Below are 22,044 nucleotides of genomic sequence, written 5' to 3'. Positions count from 1 at the left end.
TAAACATGCTCATTAAAAACAGAAAAGCAAATAATCAGCAAACACCAGAATGGATAAATGATCCACCACTTGAAGGAACATTTCGTGCCATCTTCAAATGGGGAGCGCCTGATAGATATAAAAATCCATCTTCAGGCTTTCTTGACATAATCAGAGAAAGATTGAACTTAAAGCATGATGATTTTGAAAACCATGACCTGATTGGCAATATTAAAGTGGAAAAGCCTAAAGGAGAGGAAGAGAAGAGTAAAATCATAAAACCTGATGACATTGATGGCATAAAAAAAATTGTGGGTGTTGAAAATATATCTTTAGACAGATATAGCCGTGTGAAATTTTCCAAGGGAAAATCAATGGAGGATATTCTGAAACTCAGGCACGGAATTGTGGAAAATATACCTGATCTTGTGGTGCATCCAGAAAATCGTGAACAGATAAGAGAGATTGTTGAATACTGTAATGAAAAGAGGATACCCCTTCATGTTTACGGTGGTGGAAGTTCAGTGACCCTTGGCCTTGATTGTCTTAAAGGTGGAATCACACTTGTCATGAATACCCATATGAACAGACTTGTTGAGTTCAATGAAAAAAATCAGACAATCACTGTGGAAGCAGGCATGATGGGCCCCGCTTACGAAAAACTTTTAAATGAGGCACCTGAACTTCTTGGAGCATCACATCGCTATACAGGAGGGCATTTTCCACAATCCTTTGAATTCTCCTCTGTTGGAGGGTGGGTTGTAACACTTGGAGCAGGCCAGGCATCCTCCTATTATGGTGATGCATATGATCTTGTTATCAGTCAGGAATATATAACGCCTGCCGGAAGCTTCAAGACCCTTGAGTATCCTGCCACAGCAACCGGCCCTAAGGTAAATGACATAATGAAAGGCTCGGAAGGCGTTTTTGGTGTTCTTGTGGCTGTGACCATGAAAATTTTTAGATATTTCCCTGAAAACAGCAAAACCTTTGCATTCATGTTTCCTGACTGGGATTCCACAGTAAAGGCTGCAAGAAATATTAGTCAGGGAGAGTTTGGAATGCCTTCAATTCTGAGAATATCTGATGCAGAAGAGAGTGATGTTGCCATGAAAATGTACAACCTGGAAGGCTCCTTTCTGGACAAGTTCATGAAAATAAAACAATACAAACCAGGCAAACGCTGTATTCTCATGGGACAGGCGGATGGAGAAAAGGAGTTTACAGATAACATAAAAAAACAGGTAAAAAAAATCTGCAAAAAAGAACAAGGTCTATATCTAACAGGATACCCTTTGATAAAATGGCGTCATGGACGTTTCAGTGACCCATACATGAGGGACAGCCTTAACGATTATGGCGTCCTGATAGATACTTTGGAGGCGTCTGTGACATGGAAAAACCTTCATGAACTTCATTCAAGGGTGAGAAGATACATAAAAAATCGTCCCGATACCATCTGCATGACCCATGCGTCTCATTTCTATTCACAGGGAACCAATCTCTATTTCATATTTATAACCCGTGCTGAACATCCTGATGATTTCCAGATATTTCAGAGGGGAATAATAAAAGAAATTATTGCAGGTAAAGGCTCGTTAAGTCACCATCATGGTGTTGGCCGCATGATGGGGCCTTTTATGAAATCCCATATAGGAGAAGTGCAGCTTGATGTTTTAAAGGCTATAAAAAAGCATTTTGATCCAAATAATATTATGAATCCTGGAGGAATACTCGGAATGGGAGACTAATTAGACCCAACCCCAAGAAATATTTGTCTATGCACTTATGATTTGGTCATTATTCAATCTTAAGGGTCGCAATTTCAATACCAAGCCCCTGAGTTACCGTCAATTTCTTGGAACCGCAGGAGCAACCATCTCTAAAGTGGGAGGCAAGAAAAGGCTGAACAGGTCGATCCTGCGGGATATCAATGGTTTTAGTTTTATGGCACATCTTACATTCAAGGGTTACAGGTACAATTTCAAAAATAAGAGATGCTTTCTGAGCCACTGTCCCCTTGCTCAAACAGACAAAAAACATCTCAAGTGATTTGGGGTCAATTGCACTAAATCGCCCTACTTCCAAAACAATTTCGGTTATTGACCTATCGCCGGCTTTTTCAATGGCCATATCCAGAATTGACTGGGCATAGGGTTCTTCATGCATTGTAACTTCCTTTTTTTGTTCCCAAAAGATTGAGGATTGAGTTTTGGGAGTGATATCAATTTTTTTTGCATTTTGTGTTCATTGTGTACATTAATGAACTTTTTTGCGGTTGTCTGAATCAGGATACCCGAGATTAACAGGATAAGGCAGGATTAAGTATCCTGAGCATTCTCTTTATCATGGTTGTCCTGATTCAGACAAATATCAAGCCTTAGCATGAATCCCTGTTTTCTTTTTCCTGATGTTCATTTTAACCCATTCATACCAGTCAGAGAGGCCATCCCCGTTTGTACAGCTTAGTTCAAAAATCTTCAGTGCTGGGTTAATGCTCATGGCATTTGGTTTGAGTTCAGCAGAAGGTGGAGGCAGATAGGGTTTAAGATCCATTTTGTTGATCACAAGAGTGTCAGCCCTTATAAAGGTTTCTGGATATTTAAAGGGTTTATCGCTTCCTTCTGTCAAGCTCGTTACAACTGTTGTGTTATCCTGACCCAAATCCCAAACCGCGGGACAAAGAAGATTTCCGACATTCTCAATTATGATCATATCTACAGTGCCAAAATCAATTATTTTTTCAGATGTTTCACAAAGTGCATTTTCTATCATCCTGGCATCAAGGTGGCATCCGCCATGGGTATTGATCTGGATCCCCCGTGCTCCTGCGGCATTGATTCGATCACTGTCCATGCTGGTGTATGGGTCGCCTTCAATAACAGTTATTGCAATATTCGGGCTTAAAGCTTCAATGGTTTTTTCAATCAGGGATGTCTTTCCGGCACCAGGAGAGGATATAAGGTTTAGCACCCAGATGCCGTAACGATCAAAGCACTTTCTGATTTTTTCTGCAACAGAGTCATTGGCAGCGGTTACTGACTGCCTTACCTCTATTATTTTTTTTGTCAATGATTGTGCCTCTTATCTGTTCTTTGTTTTGTACAATGGTTAATGTACTGATATCATCTCAATGCAGTCATTGGGGCATCCGGTACGACACAAACCGCATCCATAGCATCTTGACGGATCAAAAAGCACAGCTTTTCTTTTTTTAACTTAAAGTCCTTGTTATCTTTGGTGGCTTTTTTATTAATGATAATGCTGCTTTCAGAGCTATCTTTACTTTTTATCTCTACTTTTTCTCTTCTTTTTGTTTCAGCGTTTTCCCTGCTTTTTGTTACAGTGTTTCCCCTGCTTTTTGTTACAGTGTTTCCCCTGCTTTTTGTTTCAGTGTTTTCCGTGCTTTTTGTTTCAGTGTTTTCCGTGCATTTTTTTGAATTTTTTTCAAGTTTTACAATAACATCACTTCCATCATGATAAAAAGCATTGTACTGACATCGCTTTACGCATATGCCGCAATGGATGCAGGTATCATCATTCCTTGACGCCACATAATGCACCCTTGGATAAATCCTGTCACTGTCAAGTCTTTCGGAAGCCCTTACTGGAAAACAGCAGCAGGTACAGCAGTTGCAAAAACCAAAAAGCCCCTTTCCTTCATGGGGAAGTGTTCCAATGTGCATTAGGCCTTCACGATCGGTTTTAAGAACCACGCTTTTGCACTCTTCACGCGTAAGTTTTCTGCCAAGCCCTCTTTCCAGGGTGTATCTTGCCCCATCATCAAGGCGAATGCATGCCTCAACCATACGATTGCATCCTTGTGTACTGGATCGACAGTCGCAGTTGACCACTGCATGAACCTCTGCCTTTTCTACCTGCTCAAGAGCCTCTTCAAGAAGCAGAAAATCCTTTTGCTTTATCTGCTGGTATGCATCGGGATCTTTTTTGATATTTTCAACAACAGGAGAGACTTTTTTCACGTAGTCATCAAGCCACCAGTCTGTAATTTCCTGCCGGACATCCTCCGGGATATCGTCCCAGTTTCCATACATGGTAAGCTCATCAAGGCGATCAGTAAAACGAGCCGGCATATAGGCAACGGATTTTCCGGCTGTATCAACATGATCAAAAACATAACCCACTTTTTTACCATCCACCACACGATGCACAAAATGCTTGTAATAGCATTTCTCAAGGAAATCCGATGCCTGCTGCAAATCCATGCTCAAACGTTCTGCAACCTCTTCCGGTTTCATTACAGTGCCGTTCATTGTAACTATAAGCTCAATTTCCAAAGGTTCAGCAAACACTTCCACATAGGGTTGAATTGCAGGCGGGATTTCAAAAAGTGAGATAAATTTTTTAATATCTGGAGTCAATTATATAAATCCTTATTGTTTTTAGGCATGCTTCATTTCCCAGTTTACACTTTCTTGAGAGAAAGCTCTGATTGGTGGGAATCTCTCACAACAAAGTGTAAAGTACTGTTGGGTTCATATGAAGGATGCCTGTTTTTAAGAGTAGAGTTACTCTATCTCCTTTTTCTCAGGGGCATTTGATTTTGCAATTACCCACACAGCATGAACAACACCCGGCAGATAGCCCAAAAGTGTCAGAAGGATGTTAATCCAGAACTGCATTCCAAAGCCAACTTCCAAAAGAACTCCTAATGGCGGTAAAAGTACTGCAAGTATAATTTTGATCAACTCCATGCTATTTTTCTCCTTATATCTATTCCATTCTTATCCAGCATCATTTATTTTCCATAGCACAATGGATAATAAATGATATTTTGTGAATTTTATGCTATGGCTTAGATGAAATCAAGCTTTTACACAACGCAACATGAAAAAGCAAAAATACTTAACAATACAGAGACTCAACCTATCAACCTTTAACAAAAGGCATCTTTCATTCTTTGCTTTACACTTTCCGGAATAGCATGACCGTTTTTCGGGAACGTCAATCCAGAAAAAGTAAAGTACTTTTGGTATGAGATGAAGTGTCACTAACAAAATATATAAAGGCAGAAACCATGTCTGAAAAGCCTACATATGAAGAGCTGGAAAAGCAGATAGCCGAACTTCAAGAACGTGCCGATAAGTGCCACTCTGAAGCAATTAAGTACAGGACACTTTTTGATTCTTTCCCGTATGGAATAACTGTCTCGGATAAAAACGGGGGTATTATTGAAACAAACGCTGTTGCAGAAAAGCTGCTGGGTGTGGGCAAAGAGCAACATGAAAAAAGAATGATTGATGGAGATGAATGGTGGATTCTTCGCCCTGATGGCTCTGAGATGCCAAAAGAGGAATGGGCAGGTATTATTGCTTTAAAAGAAAACCGGCTGGTGACAAACTGTGAAATGGGAATTGTCAAACCAGGGAACGAGGTGGTCTGGATAAACGTTACAGCAGCTCCTCTTCCCATTGAAGGACTTGGGGTTGTTGTTACCTACAATGATATAACAGAACTCAAACACTATGAAAAAAACCTGAAAGAAAGCGAAGAGCGTTTCCGAAAAATTTACACCCACATGTCGGTGGGTATTGCACAGATTTCAATGGATTTTTTTATTGAACATGCCAACGAAGCCTATTGCCAAATGCTTGGATACAGTGAAAAAGAACTTGTTGGCAAACATCTTAAGGAGATCACCCATCCGGAAATTATTAAAGAAAATCTTGAAAAACAGGCGCAACTTGCTTCAGGGGAAATTGATCATTACCGCATGGATAAAAAGTTCATCCACAAAAGCGGCAACCTTATTCACGGCATTCTTGATGCCAATCTTGTAAGGGATTCCACAGGCAGACCTCTCTATTGTCTCGGAAGCGTCCTTGACATCACTGAGCGCAAACAGGTGGAAAAAGCCTTAAAATCAAGTGAAGAAAAATACCGTTCCATGATGGAATCCATGAAAAATCCGGCGTATATCTGTTCTTCAGAGCTTGTCATTGAATACATGAACCCCCAAATGATAGACAGAGTGGGACGAGATGCAACAGGAGAGCCATGCTATAAAGCAATATATGAAAATGATAAAAAATGCTCATGGTGCGTATTGGACAACATTCTGAAAGGTGAACATATTGACTATGAACTGTCAAAAACAGTAAATGATTGCTATTATTCTGTCACAAACTCTCCCATTTACAACCCCTCCGGAAAAGTCTCAAAACTAACCATATTTCATGATATTACCAGAATAAAAACAATGGAAGCACAGCTTCGCCATGCAAGTAAAATGGAATCCATTGGCACAATTGCAGGAGGAATCGCACACGATTTTAACAATATTATTTATATTATTACGGGAAATGCAGAGCTTGCCATGGCAGATATTCCTGAATGGAACCCAGCTTACGACTCCCTTAAAGAGATCAAAACCGCCGGGTTCCGGGGGGCTGCCATTGTCAGACAACTTCTTAACTTCAGCCGCAGAACTGATGAAGAGTTAAAACCTGTGGGAGCTGTCTCTGTCATCAAAGATGCCCTTAAATTAATACGATCAACCATTCCCACCACCATTGAGATCACACATAATTTTCCAGATGAAGAAATAATTATCAATGCAGATTCTGCCCAGATTAACCAGGTAATGATGAACATCTGCATAAATGCTGCACAGGCCATGGAGGAAAACGGTGGAACCCTGAATGTTACTGTTGACAAAATGCAAATCAAATGCATTGATCATATTTATCCAGATATCTCCCCTGGGCAATGGCTAAAAATAACAATAAGTGATTCAGGACCGGGAATCAGCAATGATATAATTGAACGCATCTTTGATCCTTATTTTACAACAAAACCTGTGGGCAAAGGTTCCGGTATGGGGTTGTCAGTTGTTCATGGCATTGTCAAAAGTCATCATGGTGCCATCTATGTTGACACTTCTCCTGAACAAGGGGCAACATTTAACATCTTTTTTCCTGTGGTTGCTGAAAAAAATATGCCTAATGTTACAAGATCTGAGGATATTTCCTTTGGAAATGGTGAAAAGATTCTGTTTGTCGATGATGAGGCTTCCATTGTGGATATGGCTGTAAAGATATTGAAGCGCCTGGGCTACCATGTAGAATCTGAAACAAACCCGATCAAAGCTCTGGAGAAATTTCGGTCAAGACCTTACGCTTTCGATGTTGTACTCACTGATATGACCATGCCCAAGATAAACGGTATCAAACTTGCTGCAAGCCTTAAGGAGATTAACCCAAATATTCCAGTTATCCTTTGTACTGGTTACAACAGCCTCATTGATGAAGAAAAAGCAAAATCAATTGGTATTGACGGCTACACAATGAAACCCATTGTGGTCAAAGAGATTGCCAAAACAATTCGAGATGTTCTGGATAGAAAAAAATGACACCCTGAATGCTGATTTCATTTTTGAACATCAGAGAGAGGATGTTGAAAGAAACCCAAAAAAACTTTACCTTATGCTTGATATTATGATAAAAACGGCTGATATTGAAGCCTAATTTGCTTGTCTAACAAATATTGCGTTACACTGGAGTTTTTAAAACCACATACAGTATGAAAAAGGTAAAATCCCAATGAAGAAAGCAATGCTTAGCATCAAGTCCCTCATTGTAATGATCATGGCATCTGGGTGCATTTTTTTTTCTGGAACATCTGCAAATGTTGGTGCATTTACAAATTCCGGTGCCTTAAAAAATTCTCTCCCCATATCCATCGGAGAGAAGCTGATATTTCAACTCCGATGGGGAGTTATTGAAGCAGGTGAAGCCGTTCTGGAGTCCCTTCCCTTTCAATATCTCAACGGAATCCAGTCCCACCATTTTGTCCTTAAACTTAAAACATCTTCAACCGTAGATATTTTCTACAAAATCAGGGAGAGGATAGAGTCCTACACAGATGTTGACATCAGCCGCTCTCTTTTTTACAGAAAAAAGGCCACAGGCAAGGATAAAAAGGATATTGTAATAAACTTTGACTGGGAAAAACAGAAGGCATCATATTCAAATTTTGGTAACCCCAGAGATTCGATTGACATTCAATCCGGTTCATTTGACCCACTTTCAGCGCTTTTCGGCATACGGAACAAGGAGTTTGCAGTTGCATCAGAAATTACCTTCCCCATTACCGACGGAAAACGGTGTTTCATCGGAAAAGCCCATATTGTAAAAAAGGAGCTGATTGAACTTAACGGCACCACATATGATACGTATCTTATTGAACCGGAATTAGAACATTTTGACGGAGTTTTCAAAAAAAGCAAAGATCCAGAACTCAAAATCTGGATGACTGCTGATGAGAGGAAGCTGCCGGTCAGAATTGAATGCAAGGTAATAGTGGGCAGTATTACAGGAGAACTTGTCTCTTCAGAAATGTAGGATTTTTTATATGAAAGTCTCAGTAAGTGGCTGTTTTTAAAACGACTTTCATCTCTTCGATTGTGGCGGTAATTTAAAAAAAGCAAAAATCATTCACGGGAGCATTAACATGGCAGAACAACATTCCACTGACACCTCAAAAAGCGGTCATCCACTGCTTTCCTACCACTCTTCAGCCAGGGCCAAAAAGAGCAAAATAGTATCAAGCCAGGAAGCTGTGCAGTTGATTCGATCAGGTGATACTGTTGCCACAGGCGGTTTTGTGGGTATCGGATTTCCGGAAGAACTTGCCATTGCCCTTGAAAATTACTACAAAAACAGCGGTAATCCAAAAAATCTTACCCTTCTATATGCAGCAGGCCAGGGCGACGGTGTCTCCAGAGGTCTTAATCACCTTGGGCACGAAGGGCTTGTAAAAAGGGTAATTGGCGGACACTGGGGGCTTGTTCCAAAACTTCAGAAACTTGCTGTGGAAAACAAGATAATATCCTACAATCTCCCACAGGGGGTTATCTCCCACATGTACAGAGACATTGCAGCAGGAAAGCCAAGGACAATTACAACAGTGGGTATTGGAACCTTTGTGGATCCAAGAAATGGCGGAGGTAAAATTAATGCCATTACAACAGAGGATATTGTAGAACTTATTGAATTTGATGGAAAAACATATCTTGCATACAAGACTATCCCCATAAATGTAGCCCTTTTAAGGGGTACAACTTCCGATACCGAAGGAAATATCACAATGGAAAAGGAGGCTCTTGTTCTTGAGTCCCTTGCAATTGCAACTGCAGCCAGAAACTCTGGAGGTGTTGTGATAGTTCAGGTTGAAAGGATTGCTGAAAAAGGCACCCTTAACTCCAGAGATGTGAAAATCCCTGGGATAATGGTGGATTGCGTTGTTGTTTCAAGACAAGAAAACCACTGGCAGACATTTGCAGAAATATATAATCCATCATACAGCGGAGAGCTGAAGGTTCCTGTACAATCCCTTGAACCCATGAAAATGGGAGAAAGAAAAATCATTGCCAGAAGAGCTGCCCTTGAACTCAATGCCAATGATATTGTAAACCTTGGTATAGGTATGCCGGAAGGAGTTTCAAATGTCGCCAATGAAGAAAAAATACTTGACTATCTGACCCTTACCGCAGAACCAGGTGTTATAGGCGGCCTTCCTGCCGGCGGGCTTAATTTTGGTGCTGCCATTAATACAGAAGCCTTGATTGACCAACCCTCCCAGTTTGATTTTTATGATGGCGGCGGACTTGATATTGCATTTCTCGGACTTGCCCAGTCAGATAAAGAGGGAAATCTTAATGTCAGCAAATTCGGGCCAAAACTTGCGGGAGCAGGCGGATTTATAAACATAAGTCAAAATGCAAGAAAGGTTGTTTTTACAGGTACCTTTACCGCTGGGGGGCTTAAGGTTGCCATAAATGACGAAAAACTTTCCATTACAGAAGAAGGAAAGGCAAAAAAATTCATCGAACATGTTGAACATGTGACCTTCAGCGGCAAATATGCTGTGGAAAAGGGACAGACTGTGCTTTACATCACTGAACGCTGTGTATTCCGCCTAACTCCAGATGGAATGGTTCTTGCGGAAATAGCACCAGGTATAGATCTGGAAAAGGATATCCTCTCCCATATGGACTTTACCCCAATAATTACAGAACCACTGCCTCTGATGGATGCAAGGATTTTTAGGCAGGAGCCAATGGGGCTTGTGGATGATATTGTGAAAATGCCCCTTGAAGAGAGACTTACATATAATAAGGAAGAGAATCTCTTTTTTGTCAATTTTGAGGGATTTTCTGTCAGAAGCAATGAAGAGATAAAGAAGATCAAAAAAATTGTGGAAGATATCCTGAAACCTTTGAATAAAAAAGTTTATACCATTGTTAACTATGATAATTTTTCCATTCATCCTGAACTTCTATATAAATACACATCAATGGTCAAGGGACTTGTGGATGAATTCTACTCAGGAGTCACACGTTATACATCAAGCGCCTTTCACCGCATGAAGATAGGGGATGCTCTTCAGCAGCAGAATGTTGATCCTCACATCTATGCCACAAGGGAAGAGGCAGACCATGCATTGAAAAAGTTTGTTTAGAAAGTCGCATGGGGAGTCAGCAGAATTTAATTTGCCGGCTTGTTTTCGATCACAAAAGACTGCCCCCTGAAACTATTAACTCCCCCTCTCCAGGAATGGATAGGGGGAGTGATAATGATACCCGGGGGAAAAATATTGGAGCTAAAAACCCTGATGTTCCCTCCGATTTATAATCTCTTCCTGATGATCCAGATCCAGATCCACAAAGTAGTCACTGTAGCCTGCAACCCTTACAAGAAGATTTCTGTAGTCATCCGGAAACTCTCTTGCTTTTTTAAGAGTCTCTGTATCCACAACATTAAACTGTATATGGTGACCCTGAAGTTTAAAGTAAGTTCTTATAAGACCAGCAAGTTTGTCAAGATCCTCTGATGTTTTAAGAACATCCGGCAGAAAACGTTGATTGAGAAGTGTTCCCCCCGACATTGACTGATCCATCTTGGCAAGGGACTTTATTACTGCTGTAGGACCGTTTCTGTCTGCTCCGTGGGAAGGGGATGTTCCATCAGATTCAGGTTTTCCGGCAAAACGCCCATTTGGCGTTGCTCCAAGCATTTTCCCGAAATAGACATGACATGTGGTGGAGAGCATATTAAGGTGATATATTGTCCCCTTGGTGTTGGGTTTTCCGTCAATGGACTTAAGAAGAGATGCATAGACCATCTTCATGATATCATCGGCTGCATCATCGTCATTTCCAAAAAAAGGAGTGTGGTTCCAGAGTCTCCCCCTTAGAGCCTCATAACCCTGAAAATTGCTGTCAAGGGCCTTGAGCAGAGTCTCCATGCTCACATTTTCCTCTTCATATATATGCTTTTTTATGGCCGAAAGGCTGTCTGTGACGGTTCCGATACCGCAGCACTGTATATAATTGGTGTTGTAGCGTGGCCCGCCATTGTAGTAATCCTTTCCCTTTTCAATGCAGTCCCTGATAACAACAGAGAGAAATGGTGCAGGCGACAACGTTGCAAACATGCGCTCAATGTAGTTGTTGACCCTGATCTTAAGCTCCACAATATATTCAAGCTGCCTGACAAAGGCATCATAGAGATCCTCAAAGGTATTAAAATCTTCAGGATCTCCTGTTTCAAGAGATATCTGTTTTCTGCTTACCGGGTCATATCCATTGTTAAGGGCAAGCTCCAGTATCTTTGGAACATTGAGATAACCTGTAAGAATATATGCCTCCTTGCCAAAGGCACCTGTCTCAATACAGCCTGAGCATCCGCCTTCCCTGGCATCTTCAATACTCTTTCCTGCCCTTACCTGCTCCATTATAACTGTATCAGCATTGAACACAGATGGATATCCATACCCTTTTTTTATAACATTACATGCGGCTTTAAGAAAACGTTGTGGTGTCTTCTGGCTGATCTGCACGTTGCTCTGTGGCTGAAGGAGCTTAAGTTCGTCAACTATTTCAAGCATAAGGTATGACAGCGGGTTGGTTCCATCGGAGCCATCTGCTTTTAATCCTCCAAGATTTATGTTGGTAAAATCATTGTAGGTTCCGCTCTCTTTTGCAGTTACCCCAACCTTTGGGGGGGCTGGATGGTTATTGAACTTTATCCAAAGGCAGCTTATTAGCTCTTTTGCACTATTCTGACTGGATTCTACATCATCAGCAAATTCTGAAGAGTCACAGGTCTTATCAATCTCTTTTTTATAAAAAGGATATAGGTGCTGATCAAGGTGGCCTGGGCTCATGGCATCCCAGCCATTAAGTTCTGTAATTGTTCCCAGATGGACAAACCAGTACATCTGGATTGCTTCCCATAGAGTTTCAGGTCTGTGGGCAGGTACACGGCGACACACAGCAGCGATTTTCAAAAGTTCATCACGCCGCTTTTTTCTCTCATCAATTGCATCCTTCTTCCTCTTTTTTGCTGATTTACAAAATTGTTTTCCCTTCTCTTTATTAAGATGAAGTTCTTCAGGTTTTTTTCCTGCACTTTCATCAAGAAGAACTTCCTCCGCCATTTTTTCTGCAAGTTCTGCATGACGTTCTGCAAAAAGTATCACAGCATCGCAGGAAATTGACATGGCTTTAAGCTCTTCTGCCTTATCAAGGGCCTCAGGGTCATTGAGGTAATCAAGCTTTGCAAGTGCTTTATCAATGTCAGCCTTAAAATCAAGCATCCCTTTTTCATAGATAATACCGTCAAGAGCTGTATGGCCTGGGGCACGCTGCTCCATGAACTCTGTAAAAAGTCCTGCCCTGTATGCTTTTTTCCATTCATCAGGAACATGGTCAAATACTCTGTCCCGCATGGAGCGACCTTGCCAGTAAGGTATAACCTCATCTGCGTAAACTTTTATATCTTCGGCAGATACCTTGAAAGGAGTCATTGAACGTGTGTTAAGGGTTTCAAGATCCTTTACAGAGTGGCAGTTAAGCTCCGGAAACGTGGAGACAGCCTTGGGGAAAGGGCCTCTTTCGCCCACAATCAGCTCATTTTCACCAATATAGATGCTCTTGTGTTCACAAAGATACCTAAAATTTAGGGCACGCATCACAGGTATGGAATATTTTCCAAAATTTTCTTTATAAAATCTGGTAGTAAGAAGCGCCCTTTCAATGGAGATGGTTGGAGCTGCTTCAAAGCTTTGCCGCCTTAAACTGTCAATACGACCTTTAATCATAACTTTTACCTTTACCGTGAAAACACATTTTTACCGTGAAAACATATTTTTATTTACCGTGGAAATAGATACAAATTTCCATATTCGGGGGTGGCTGAATGCCGGCCATGACCGTTTACCGTAGAAATGGATACAATTTTCCTTATTCGGGGGTTGCTGGATGGCAGCCATGCCAGTTTACCGTGAAAATGAGGCGTCCTTCATATCGAATCAAAAGTACTTTACACTTTTTTGAGAAATAATCCTTAAAAATAAGGTTGCTTCCCTGGAGAGTGTAAAACGGTAAATGAAGCATGCCGAAAATGACTATCATTTTTATATTTGGGGATGATTGATACGTAATCATTCATGCCTGTTTATTAATTAAATGCTTCCAGAGCTGCCTGATCTGATTTAAAGGATAGAGCCTTTTGCCCCACACGACTTATCACAATAGTAAATATCCTGTCATTAACTTCAATGGCGTCAACAGTCTCCTGACCATCAACCACATGACCAAACACGGTGTGTTTTTGGTCAAGCCACGGGGTTGCTACATGGGTTATGAAAAACTGGCTGCCGTTGGTATTGCTTCCGGAATTTGCCATGGATAGAATACCCGGGCCTGAATGGGTAAGATCAGTATGAAATTCATCTATAAATGTGTAACCAGGATTGCCGGTTCCTGTTCCCCAGGGGCATCCTCCCTGAATCATGAAATCCTTTATTACCCTGTGAAAGGTAAGTCCGTCATAGAAAGGCACACCCTCACCAAGTATATGATTTATTGTGCCTTCTGCAAGTCCCACAAAGCTTGTTACAGTAAGTGGTGTTTTTTCAAATTCAAGCTGACAGATAATCACACCTTTTGCAGTTACAATCTGGGCATATAGACCATCTCCAAATTCTGCTTCAATCTCATTTGTAGTTTTTACAGATAATGATGAAGAGCTGCCGTTGTGATAAAAAAAGCAGATGTCAAAGGCAAGCCAGTTGTTAAGATCAAAAGGATTGCTTCCAGGTTCAACCAGCGCCATATACCATGCATACTCCCCTCCGTTTTTCTTGTCAAACATGGAACTGTCGGCTGAAAAAAGGTCAGACATTGGAAGTTCAAAAAGAGAGAGACCTGAAACAAAAAGGGGGATAGTGTCCACACCAAGGGTTTTGATACCTGACAAGCCTATACCCGAGCTTCCAAACACAACGCCTCTGAATGTTCCATCAGGATATACAACTATTGAGTAGATATCTGCATTTCCAGTACCGCCAAGTTCAACCTGAAATTTGACATCACTATTTTTTTCATAAACAGCAGAGTCTGTTTTAAGCCTTACACGAGGGGTTGTGCTGCTGCTCCGCATTGATGTTTTAAGGTGTTCATCATGCAAGTTTTCTTCTGCAAAGGCAGTGGAAAGGGTAAAAGAGTCAGGAATCATCAAAGTATCTGAAGAAAATAAGCAAAATGGTGAACAAAGGTAAAGAAAAAGGGTGATAATAAAAGCTGGATAAAATTTAATTTTCATTGTTGATTTTCCTTATTTTTGCTGGCATTTTTAATTTCCCATTTTACACTTTCAAGATTGACATTGCCTTTTTCATAGTCTTGACATCTGTAAAGTGTAAGGTAATTTTGGGATGATATGAAGCATGCCTTTTTGCTGATGAATTTTTATTTTTAACAATTAACATTCAAGCCAAAAGAAGATAATTTTTTAATTGCATCTGCAATCCCTGATTCCGTGGGTGATGATAAGTTTTCTGCTCTGTATGTAATGCCAAATTTTTTATATTTGGATTTTTGAAAATCATGAAAGGGAAGCAGATTAACATCCTTTATTCCAGTCAAAGAAGCTAAAAAAGAACCACATGCATTCAGATTTTTATCATCGTCATTTACCTTATGGATAAGGGGAATACGAATAATTACTGAAGCACCAAGTAGAGCAAGAAGCTCAAGATTGGACAAAATCATTTCATTGGAGACACCTGTATATTTCCGATGCAGATTATCATCCATGATTTTCAAATCAAACAAAAACAGATCAGTATATGGGGCAACTCTTCTTATAACATCTCTGGATGCAAACCCGCTTGTATCCACCGCAGTGTGAATGTCAAGATCTTTACAACCTTTCAAAAGAGCAAGAAGGGCTTTCCATTGCATCAGAGGCTCACCTCCTGAAAAGGTAACTCCACCACCTGATGTTTCATAAAACGGAAGATCATTTTCAATCAACTGCAAAAGTTCGGCCACACGAAATACTTTTCCGACTCTCTCCTGTGCTGTTGAAGGGCATCTTTTCACACATTCACCACAAAAAGCACAAAGTATTTTATTTTTTACAACAGAGACAGAACCTTCAGTGACAGAACCCGAATGCTTCATTACAAAAGCTGAAGCTTCCGTGACAGAGTCCGAAGTCTCATTAAAAAAAGTTAAATCTTCAGTGTCATTACCTGAATTTTCCATGGCAAAAGCTGAATGGATGGTCAGTGCCTTTTCCGGGCATATTGCCACACACTCACCGCACCCTATGCATCTGGAAGAATCATACACAACTTCCGGCAACATTGAGATACCCTCAGGGTTATGACACCAGATACAAGACATGGGACACCCCTTGAAAAACAAGGTGGTACGAATTCCTGGCCCATCATGTATAGCATATTTTTTAATATCAAAGATTGTACATTTAACATTTTCAGCCATCTATTTTTTTCCGATGTTTTTTTGGCGTCCTTCATATCGCATCAAAAGTACTTTACACTTTTTTGAGAAAGAATCCTTAAACTTAAGGTTGCTTCCCTGGAGAGTGTAAAACGGTAAATGAAGCATGCAGATTTTATCAGCATATTTTATTTATCGGTTTACATTTTTTATTAATCATGTTTTTTAAGCAAAAAAAGACCAATCCCGTAAGGAAGTGGTCTTTTTTGCTAAAATAATAAAAAGGATAAAGTGATAAATGCCCAAAAATTAAGGCCTATTCTCCAAGATATGCCTTCCGTATTTCAGGATTGTGCAGCAGCGCATCTGCCTTGTCTTCCAGGGTGATCTCGCCAGTTTCAAGAACATAACCCCTTGTTGCAGCTTTTAATGCAAGATTTGCATTTTGCTCAACAAGAAGAATTGTTGTTCCATCATTTTTGTTGATATCTGCAATAATATCAAAAATCTGATGGATAATAATGGGAGCAAGTCCCAATGAAGGCTCATCCAGAAGAAGCACTTTCGGTTTTGTCATAAGTGCCCTTCCTATGGCAAGCATCTGCTGCTCTCCCCCAGATAGGGTTCCACCATGCTGTTTGCTTCGCTCTCCAAGAACAGGAAAAAGCTCATAAACATGCTTTATATCCTTTAGTATGCCCTCCTGGTCATCCCTGTAAAAAGCTCCAAGGATAAGATTTTCTTCAACTGTAAGCCTTGGAAAAATCCTGCGTCCTTCCGGAACCTGACACAATCCCATTGGCGGCAGATTTTCAGGGTTAATCTTGGTAATTGGCTCTCCCTGGTAATAGACTTCTCCCTTTTCAGGGGAAACAATACCGCAGATGGTCATAAGTGTAGTGGATTTTCCTGCACCATTGGCTCCGATAATTGCAACAACTTCTCCTGGATATACTTTAAGGGAGACATCCCTGAGAGCCTTGATGCTCCCATAGCCTGAGTGAATATTTTTTAATTCAAGAATCGGTTGATCAGACATTGATTACTCCTTATCTTCGGATCGTTTTCCAACGCGTTTGGCTGGAATCAGTCCGGCAGGCCTGAACAGCATCATGATTATCATGGTGGCACCAAAAACCAGCATCCTGTATGATTCAAACTCACGGAATGCCTCGGGCAAAGCTATCAGCGCAACAACTCCAAGTATGATTCCAGGAATGGAACCCATACCCCCAAGTACAACCATACAGAGAACCATGGCCGATTCAAGGAATGTAAAACTTTCAGGACTTACGAATTTCATCCTGGCAGCAAAAAAGGCACCGGCAAGTCCGGCAAAAATCGCCCCCATTGCATAAGCCAGAAGTTTATAGTTAAATGTATTGACACCCATAAGCTCTGCTGCGGTTTCATCCTCACGGATGGACTCCCATGCCCTGCCAACCCTTGAATAGTTGAGGCGCCTTACAGCAATGATGGCAACAATTGCAAGACCCAGAACAAAATAGTAGAACCACTGAAGTTTTTTGACCCATAAGGTCTCAAGGGTCATGCCGTTTTCAAAAAACGGCATTAAAATACCAATGGTTTTAACCCCTAAAATTCCGTTGGGACCGTTGGTCAGTTCCATCCAGTTGTTCAGAATAATTCTGATGATCTCCCCAAAACCAAGGGTTACAATGGCAAGATAATCTCCACGCATTCTAAGGGTTGGGTATCCAACAATACATCCTGCAATACATGCCAAAAAACCGGACACAGGAAGACAAACCCAGAAACCAAGTCCGAAATTGACATTTAAAAGTGCATAGGTGTAAGCACCGACACCGTAAAATGCAATGTATCCAAGATCCAGCATTCCTGCAAGGCCGACAACCACGTTCAACCCCAGCCCGAGGCAGATATAGAAAAGCACAGTAATGGCTACATCTGTTGCATATCGCCCTGTTACAAGGGGATATATGAACGCACAGATCAGCAGTGCCGATATCCATATCCAGGAAGGCATAACCTCTATCATTGAACCGATTTTACGGGCAGCTCCTGCAACAGGGGTTGTAACAGGTTTAAGATTTCCACTGGTGTTGATCACATAGAGAATGAGACAGACAAAAGTCCCTGCCAAAATATAGAGCCAGACACTGACTGTTTTCTGAAATGTGATTGTGCCATCTGGATGTATCCCAAGAAGGGGCCACAGCACTCCCAGCAGCCACAGCATACCAATTGTATAATTTTTCCAGACTTTCTTAAACTCTTGTATCATCGATATTCTCGCCCATAATTCCTGTCGGTTTAAAATAGAGAACCGAAATCAAAATAATAAAAGCAAATACGTCCTTATACTCTCCGGAAATATACCCGGCTCCAAACACTTCAACCATGCCAATGATCAAGCCACCAACCATTGCACCTGTTATGTTTCCGATACCTCCAAGAACAGCAGCAGAGAACGCTTTTATACCAGGGATAAATCCCATGTCATATCTTACTGAACCATAATAGAGTCCCACCATGATACCGGCAGCAGCAGCAAGCCCTGCTCCAATGGCAAATGTCAGGGAGATAATTCTGTTGCTGCTTATGGCAACAAGCGCTGACATGGTCTTATCCTGGGCTGTGGCACGCATGGCCATACCCATTTTTGTCTTGAAAACAAGAAAGTTGAGTGCAACAAGAAGCACTCCTGTAAGTACCAGAATCAAAACCTGCAGATAACTTACTGTCACCATTCCAAAATGCATTCCACCCTGGAACAGCTCACTGGGATAGGCCTTGTCATATACCCCTTGGGTCAGCATAAGACCGTTGGACAGAAATATGGACATTCCCAGTGCAGAGAGAAGTGCCGCAAGCCTTGACTCTTTTCTTAAAGGTTTATATGCAATCTTCTCGACACCAATGGCAAGGTAGGCACAATATGCCATTGCAAGACCAAATGATGCTGTAAGGCATACCACAGGATATGTCTCCATATATCCAAGGCCTGTAAAAAAACTCAAGAAGATAACACCAACGTACCCTCCGGCAGCAAAAAATTCACCGTGGGCAAAGTTAATCAACTGTATGACGCCATATACCATGGTATAGCCAAGGGCTATCAAAGCATAGATGCCGCCAAGGGTAATACCATTTATTAATTGCTGAATAAAATAGTCCATATTGTCTTTTTTCACATTTTGGTGATCATAATAGTTTTTTCTGATTCTCAAGACTAAGGAATGAACACGAAATAACTTTCCCATTTTGATTAAACGGTCATGGCCGGCATTCAGCCACCCCCGAATATGGAAATTTGTATCTATTTCCACGGTAAAGAAACGGTCGGGATGCACGGGGCACCGGGGTTTAAATGGGCACGTTATTTAACCCACATTCCTAAATAAAACGATAATCAGAAGATCTGAATCTGAACCGTCCTAAATAAGACGATAATCAGAAGATATGAATCTAAACTGTCCTAAATAAGACGATAATCAGAAGATATGAATCTGAACTGTCCTAAATAAGACGATAATCAGAAGATATGAATCTGAACTGTCCTAAATAAAACGATAATCAGAAGATATGAATCTAAACCGTCATGGCCGAATTCAACTGCCATCCCAGACCATGAAAATGCTCCAGGCCCCCTCTCCATGACTGAAGAGGGGAAGAATACTGCAAAAAGGGTACACTCATTTAAAAACGATGAATCTTTTATCCTGATTAATTATTTTTTAATCAGCCCCATTACAGGTTCCCAGTAAGGTACAAATTCGTTTCCTGTAACCTTAAAAGCGATATAGGATGATCCTGAATCACCGTTAGCCTTAAATTTAACATGTTTGGAAACACCGTTGAAATCAAGTTTCATCAACTCTTCTTTTACTTTGGCAGAGTCGGTTGTTCCGGCAGCTTTGATGGCTTTAAGAAGGGCAGTTGCTGAATCATAGGCGTATGTGGCATATGCAGCTATTTTTCCATACTTTGGAACATAGATATCTTCAAATGCCTTATATTCAGGAGTTGTAGGATCGGTATATCCGTATGTCAGATAAACGCCTTCTGCTGCATCTTTGGCAACTTCCATATATTTGGGCTGAAAAACAGCATCCTGGGTGACAATCTGTGCAGCAAGACCAAAACGTTTGGCCTGTATAGTCATCATAGCAGCAGGAGAGTAACCCTGAAGAGACATATAGAAAATATCGGGATTCATGGTTTTTGCTTTTGTAATAACTGCTGAGAAATCCTTGTCTCCCTGATTTACATGGTCATGTGAAAGAACTTCAATGCCAAGCTCCTTGCAGCTTTTAGATACACCGTCAGCAAGTCCCTGGGAATATGTGGTCTTGTCATCCACAATAAAAATGGTCTTTGCATTAAGGGCTTCTTTCATGAATTTTGCAGCAGCTGGGGCCTGATCATCATCACGGCCGCACATTCTGAACATATAAGGAAGACCTCTGTCAGTTACCTTTTCATTTGTGGATGCAGGGGTAATCATTATAATATCCTCTTCAGCAAGGGTTTCTGAAGAAGGAATGGTTGAAGATGAGCAATATGCTCCGATAACCCCTACAACCTCAAGATTTATAAGCTTATTTGCAGCAGCCACAGCCTGTCTTGGATCGCACGCTGTATCCTGGGGAAATAATTCAATTTTATCGTAACCTGGCATGCCGCCTGCTTCTTCAAATACGTCAATGGCTGTCTGAACACCATTTTTGATATCTGTTCCGTCAGAAGCATATGGGCCTGTCAATGGACTCATGGAACCGATTTTAAGTGTTTTGGCATAAGCTGTTGAAAAGATAAAAGGGATAACCAGCATACCCACTACCAGCATGGAAAAACTTTTTTTACTCATTTTTTTCTCCTTAAATTAATAGATAATTGAAGTTCACTGGACGACAGATCAGGCGATCTCCGATAAAACCATAGCTTTCCAGAAAAATATTTTATTTTTTCGTCAAAAAAATTAATCCAGATAACAGATAGTTAGACTTTTCCATTATCAATTTAATTATCTGGAATACTATACTACACCGGCACCACGAAACAACGTCCCGTTGTTTTGGTAAAATCAACTAAAATCAAACGCTTGTGGCATATTTCATCACCTGCGTTGCAATTCCCTTAAATATGATATTGGAAATTAATCAGCAGGCTGCCCCAGATAAGCCTCAATAACATTGGGATCCTTCTGAATCTCTTCAGGGGTTCCTTCTGCAATTTTAACGCCGTGGTCAACACAGACAATTCGACTGCATACTCCCATCACAACCTTCATATCATGCTCAACAAGCAGAACATCAATGCCAAGCTGTGATATGCGCGCAATATCTTTCATAAGTTCAGAACTTTCAGAGGGATTCATGCCGGCCGCAGGTTCATCAAGAAGCAGAACTTTCGGCTCTGATGCTAAAGCCCTTGCAATTTCAAGACGCCTCTGGATTCCATATGCAAGATTTGACGATACAGTATCGGCAAATTTGTCAATCTTCATGAATCTCAAGGCTTCCATTCCCTTTTCATGTATATACTCCTCTTCAGCTCTCTGTGATTTTGTTCTGAGCAGGGAGCCTATGACGCCGGCATTTGACCGGCAATGCCGACCCACCATGGTATTTTCAACTGCGGTCATATTGGCAAACAGGCGAATATTCTGGAAAGTTCTGGCAATACCCATTGAAAATATATGGTATGGCCTGCTTCCAAGAATAGAGTTCCCTTCAAAAAGAACATCTCCTTCCGTTGCCTTGTAAACACCTGTCAGAACATTGAAAATGGTGGTTTTCCCTGCTCCGTTGGGGCCGATTAATCCCACAATTTCTCCTGAATTGATGGCAAAACTCAAATCAGTAAGGGCGTAAAGCCCGCCAAACCTAACTGTGATATTCTTTAGTTCTAAATGTGCCATGTTTTTTCAACCATAAGTGATTTGTCGCAGCAGGACAGAAAAAAGGGTAACAAGTATCCAGGCAGAATCAATCATAAATGAATCTGTAAAAAACTGATTTGCAAAAAAATAACTTATTTGCAAAGGTACTTAAAAACCCTGAATTCTGTTTTTGAATGCGAAAATGTTAAAATGAAAATTGAAGAGTTTCACATATCAGTGAAATGGTTAAACCTTTAGACAATTTACATATAGGCTTTTTAAGTTCGTGTCAACAAAAAACTATTCAAAAAAATGTAACTATTTCAAAATGTCTTGTGGAATTTTGTTTTATGAGTGTGAATTTTGTATGAAAGCAGTTGTAACAACCTATTTTTAAAACAACTTTCATCTCTTTGATTTTAAT

General features: G+C 40.8%; 16 protein-coding genes and 1 pseudogene. 4 read left to right on the top strand and 13 right to left on the bottom strand.

Going from position 1 to position 22,044, the window contains the following annotated elements; translation table 11 throughout:
* Positions 1-5: 5 nt before the first annotated feature.
* Positions 6-1,730: an FAD-binding oxidoreductase gene (locus MTBBW1_RS00680; RefSeq protein ID WP_080797737.1), complete on the top strand. Its 1,725-nt coding sequence runs from the start codon at positions 6-8 to the stop codon at positions 1,728-1,730.
* 49 nt (positions 1,731-1,779) lie between these two features.
* Here the strand turns inward: MTBBW1_RS00680 and MTBBW1_RS00675 are convergent, their stop codons facing one another.
* The 5 genes and pseudogenes from MTBBW1_RS00675 to MTBBW1_RS00660 form a co-directional block, all read right to left on the bottom strand.
* Positions 1,780-2,148, bottom strand: coding sequence for a hydrogenase maturation nickel metallochaperone HypA/HybF (locus tag MTBBW1_RS00675; protein WP_080797734.1), 369 nt, complete (start codon positions 2,146-2,148; stop codon positions 1,780-1,782).
* A gap of 204 nt (positions 2,149-2,352) precedes the next feature.
* Positions 2,353-3,051: a hydrogenase nickel incorporation protein HypB gene (gene hypB / locus MTBBW1_RS00670; RefSeq protein WP_080797731.1), complete on the bottom strand. Its 699-nt coding sequence runs from the start codon at positions 3,049-3,051 to the stop codon at positions 2,353-2,355.
* Positions 3,052-3,090: 39 nt separating this feature from the next.
* Positions 3,091-3,180, bottom strand: a complete 90-nt coding sequence (locus MTBBW1_RS30260; protein ID WP_080797728.1) for a 4Fe-4S binding protein — start codon at positions 3,178-3,180, stop codon at positions 3,091-3,093.
* 284 nt (positions 3,181-3,464) lie between these two features.
* Positions 3,465-3,665: pseudogene (locus tag MTBBW1_RS30255) on the bottom strand (4Fe-4S binding protein); the annotation flags it as partial.
* An 843-nt stretch (positions 3,666-4,508) separates the two neighbouring features.
* Positions 4,509-4,694 carry a YqaE/Pmp3 family membrane protein gene (locus tag MTBBW1_RS00660; protein ID WP_080797725.1) on the bottom strand — a complete coding sequence of 62 codons (186 nt, stop codon included), beginning with the start codon at positions 4,692-4,694 and terminating at the stop codon, positions 4,509-4,511.
* Between the two features lie 290 nt (positions 4,695-4,984).
* Between MTBBW1_RS00660 and MTBBW1_RS00655 the strand changes: the two genes are divergently transcribed.
* The 3 genes from MTBBW1_RS00655 (at position 4,985) to MTBBW1_RS00645 (ending at position 10,461) form a co-directional block, all read left to right on the top strand.
* Entirely contained in the window at positions 4,985-7,351 is a 2,367-nt protein-coding gene (locus tag MTBBW1_RS00655; protein WP_139786609.1) for a hybrid sensor histidine kinase/response regulator, read from the top strand.
* 190 nt (positions 7,352-7,541) lie between these two features.
* Complete coding sequence (locus MTBBW1_RS00650) at positions 7,542-8,342, top strand: DUF3108 domain-containing protein (RefSeq protein ID WP_080797720.1); 801 nt, start codon at positions 7,542-7,544, stop codon at positions 8,340-8,342.
* Positions 8,343-8,451: 109 nt separating this feature from the next.
* Positions 8,452-10,461: an acyl CoA:acetate/3-ketoacid CoA transferase gene (locus MTBBW1_RS00645; RefSeq protein WP_080797718.1), complete on the top strand. Its 2,010-nt coding sequence runs from the start codon at positions 8,452-8,454 to the stop codon at positions 10,459-10,461.
* A 141-nt stretch (positions 10,462-10,602) separates the two neighbouring features.
* On the opposite strand, the gene MTBBW1_RS00640 is transcribed toward MTBBW1_RS00645, so the two are convergent.
* The 8 genes from MTBBW1_RS00640 to MTBBW1_RS00605 form a co-directional block, all read right to left on the bottom strand.
* Positions 10,603-13,104: a glycyl radical protein gene (locus MTBBW1_RS00640; protein WP_080797715.1), complete on the bottom strand. Its 2,502-nt coding sequence runs from the start codon at positions 13,102-13,104 to the stop codon at positions 10,603-10,605.
* Positions 13,105-13,463: 359 nt separating this feature from the next.
* Entirely contained in the window at positions 13,464-14,609 is a 1,146-nt protein-coding gene (locus MTBBW1_RS29330; RefSeq protein WP_245809201.1) for a peptidylprolyl isomerase, read from the bottom strand.
* A gap of 152 nt (positions 14,610-14,761) precedes the next feature.
* Positions 14,762-15,796, bottom strand: coding sequence for a glycyl-radical enzyme activating protein (locus MTBBW1_RS00630; protein ID WP_080797713.1), 1,035 nt, complete (start codon positions 15,794-15,796; stop codon positions 14,762-14,764).
* Positions 15,797-16,070: 274 nt separating this feature from the next.
* Entirely contained in the window at positions 16,071-16,793 is a 723-nt protein-coding gene (locus MTBBW1_RS00625; protein ID WP_080797710.1) for an ABC transporter ATP-binding protein, read from the bottom strand.
* A gap of 3 nt (positions 16,794-16,796) precedes the next feature.
* On the bottom strand, positions 16,797-18,020 hold the full coding sequence (locus MTBBW1_RS00620) for an ABC transporter permease subunit (RefSeq protein WP_080797707.1): 1,224 nt from the start codon (positions 18,018-18,020) through the stop codon (positions 16,797-16,799).
* Positions 18,004-18,930, bottom strand: a complete 927-nt coding sequence (locus MTBBW1_RS00615; RefSeq protein WP_245809200.1) for a branched-chain amino acid ABC transporter permease — start codon at positions 18,928-18,930, stop codon at positions 18,004-18,006. The genes MTBBW1_RS00620 and MTBBW1_RS00615 overlap by 17 nt, the downstream gene beginning before the upstream one ends.
* 536 nt (positions 18,931-19,466) lie before the next feature.
* Positions 19,467-20,606, bottom strand: coding sequence for a branched-chain amino acid ABC transporter substrate-binding protein (locus tag MTBBW1_RS00610; RefSeq protein WP_080797705.1), 1,140 nt, complete (start codon positions 20,604-20,606; stop codon positions 19,467-19,469).
* A 288-nt stretch (positions 20,607-20,894) separates the two neighbouring features.
* On the bottom strand, positions 20,895-21,659 hold the full coding sequence (locus MTBBW1_RS00605) for an ABC transporter ATP-binding protein (RefSeq protein ID WP_080797702.1): 765 nt from the start codon (positions 21,657-21,659) through the stop codon (positions 20,895-20,897).
* Positions 21,660-22,044: the final 385 nt, after the last annotated feature.

The sequence above is a fragment of the Desulfamplus magnetovallimortis genome (assembly GCF_900170035.1).
Taxonomy (GTDB): domain Bacteria; phylum Desulfobacterota; class Desulfobacteria; order Desulfobacterales; family Desulfobacteraceae; genus Desulfamplus; species Desulfamplus magnetovallimortis.
This window is presented reverse-complemented; position numbering and strand designations above follow the sequence as displayed.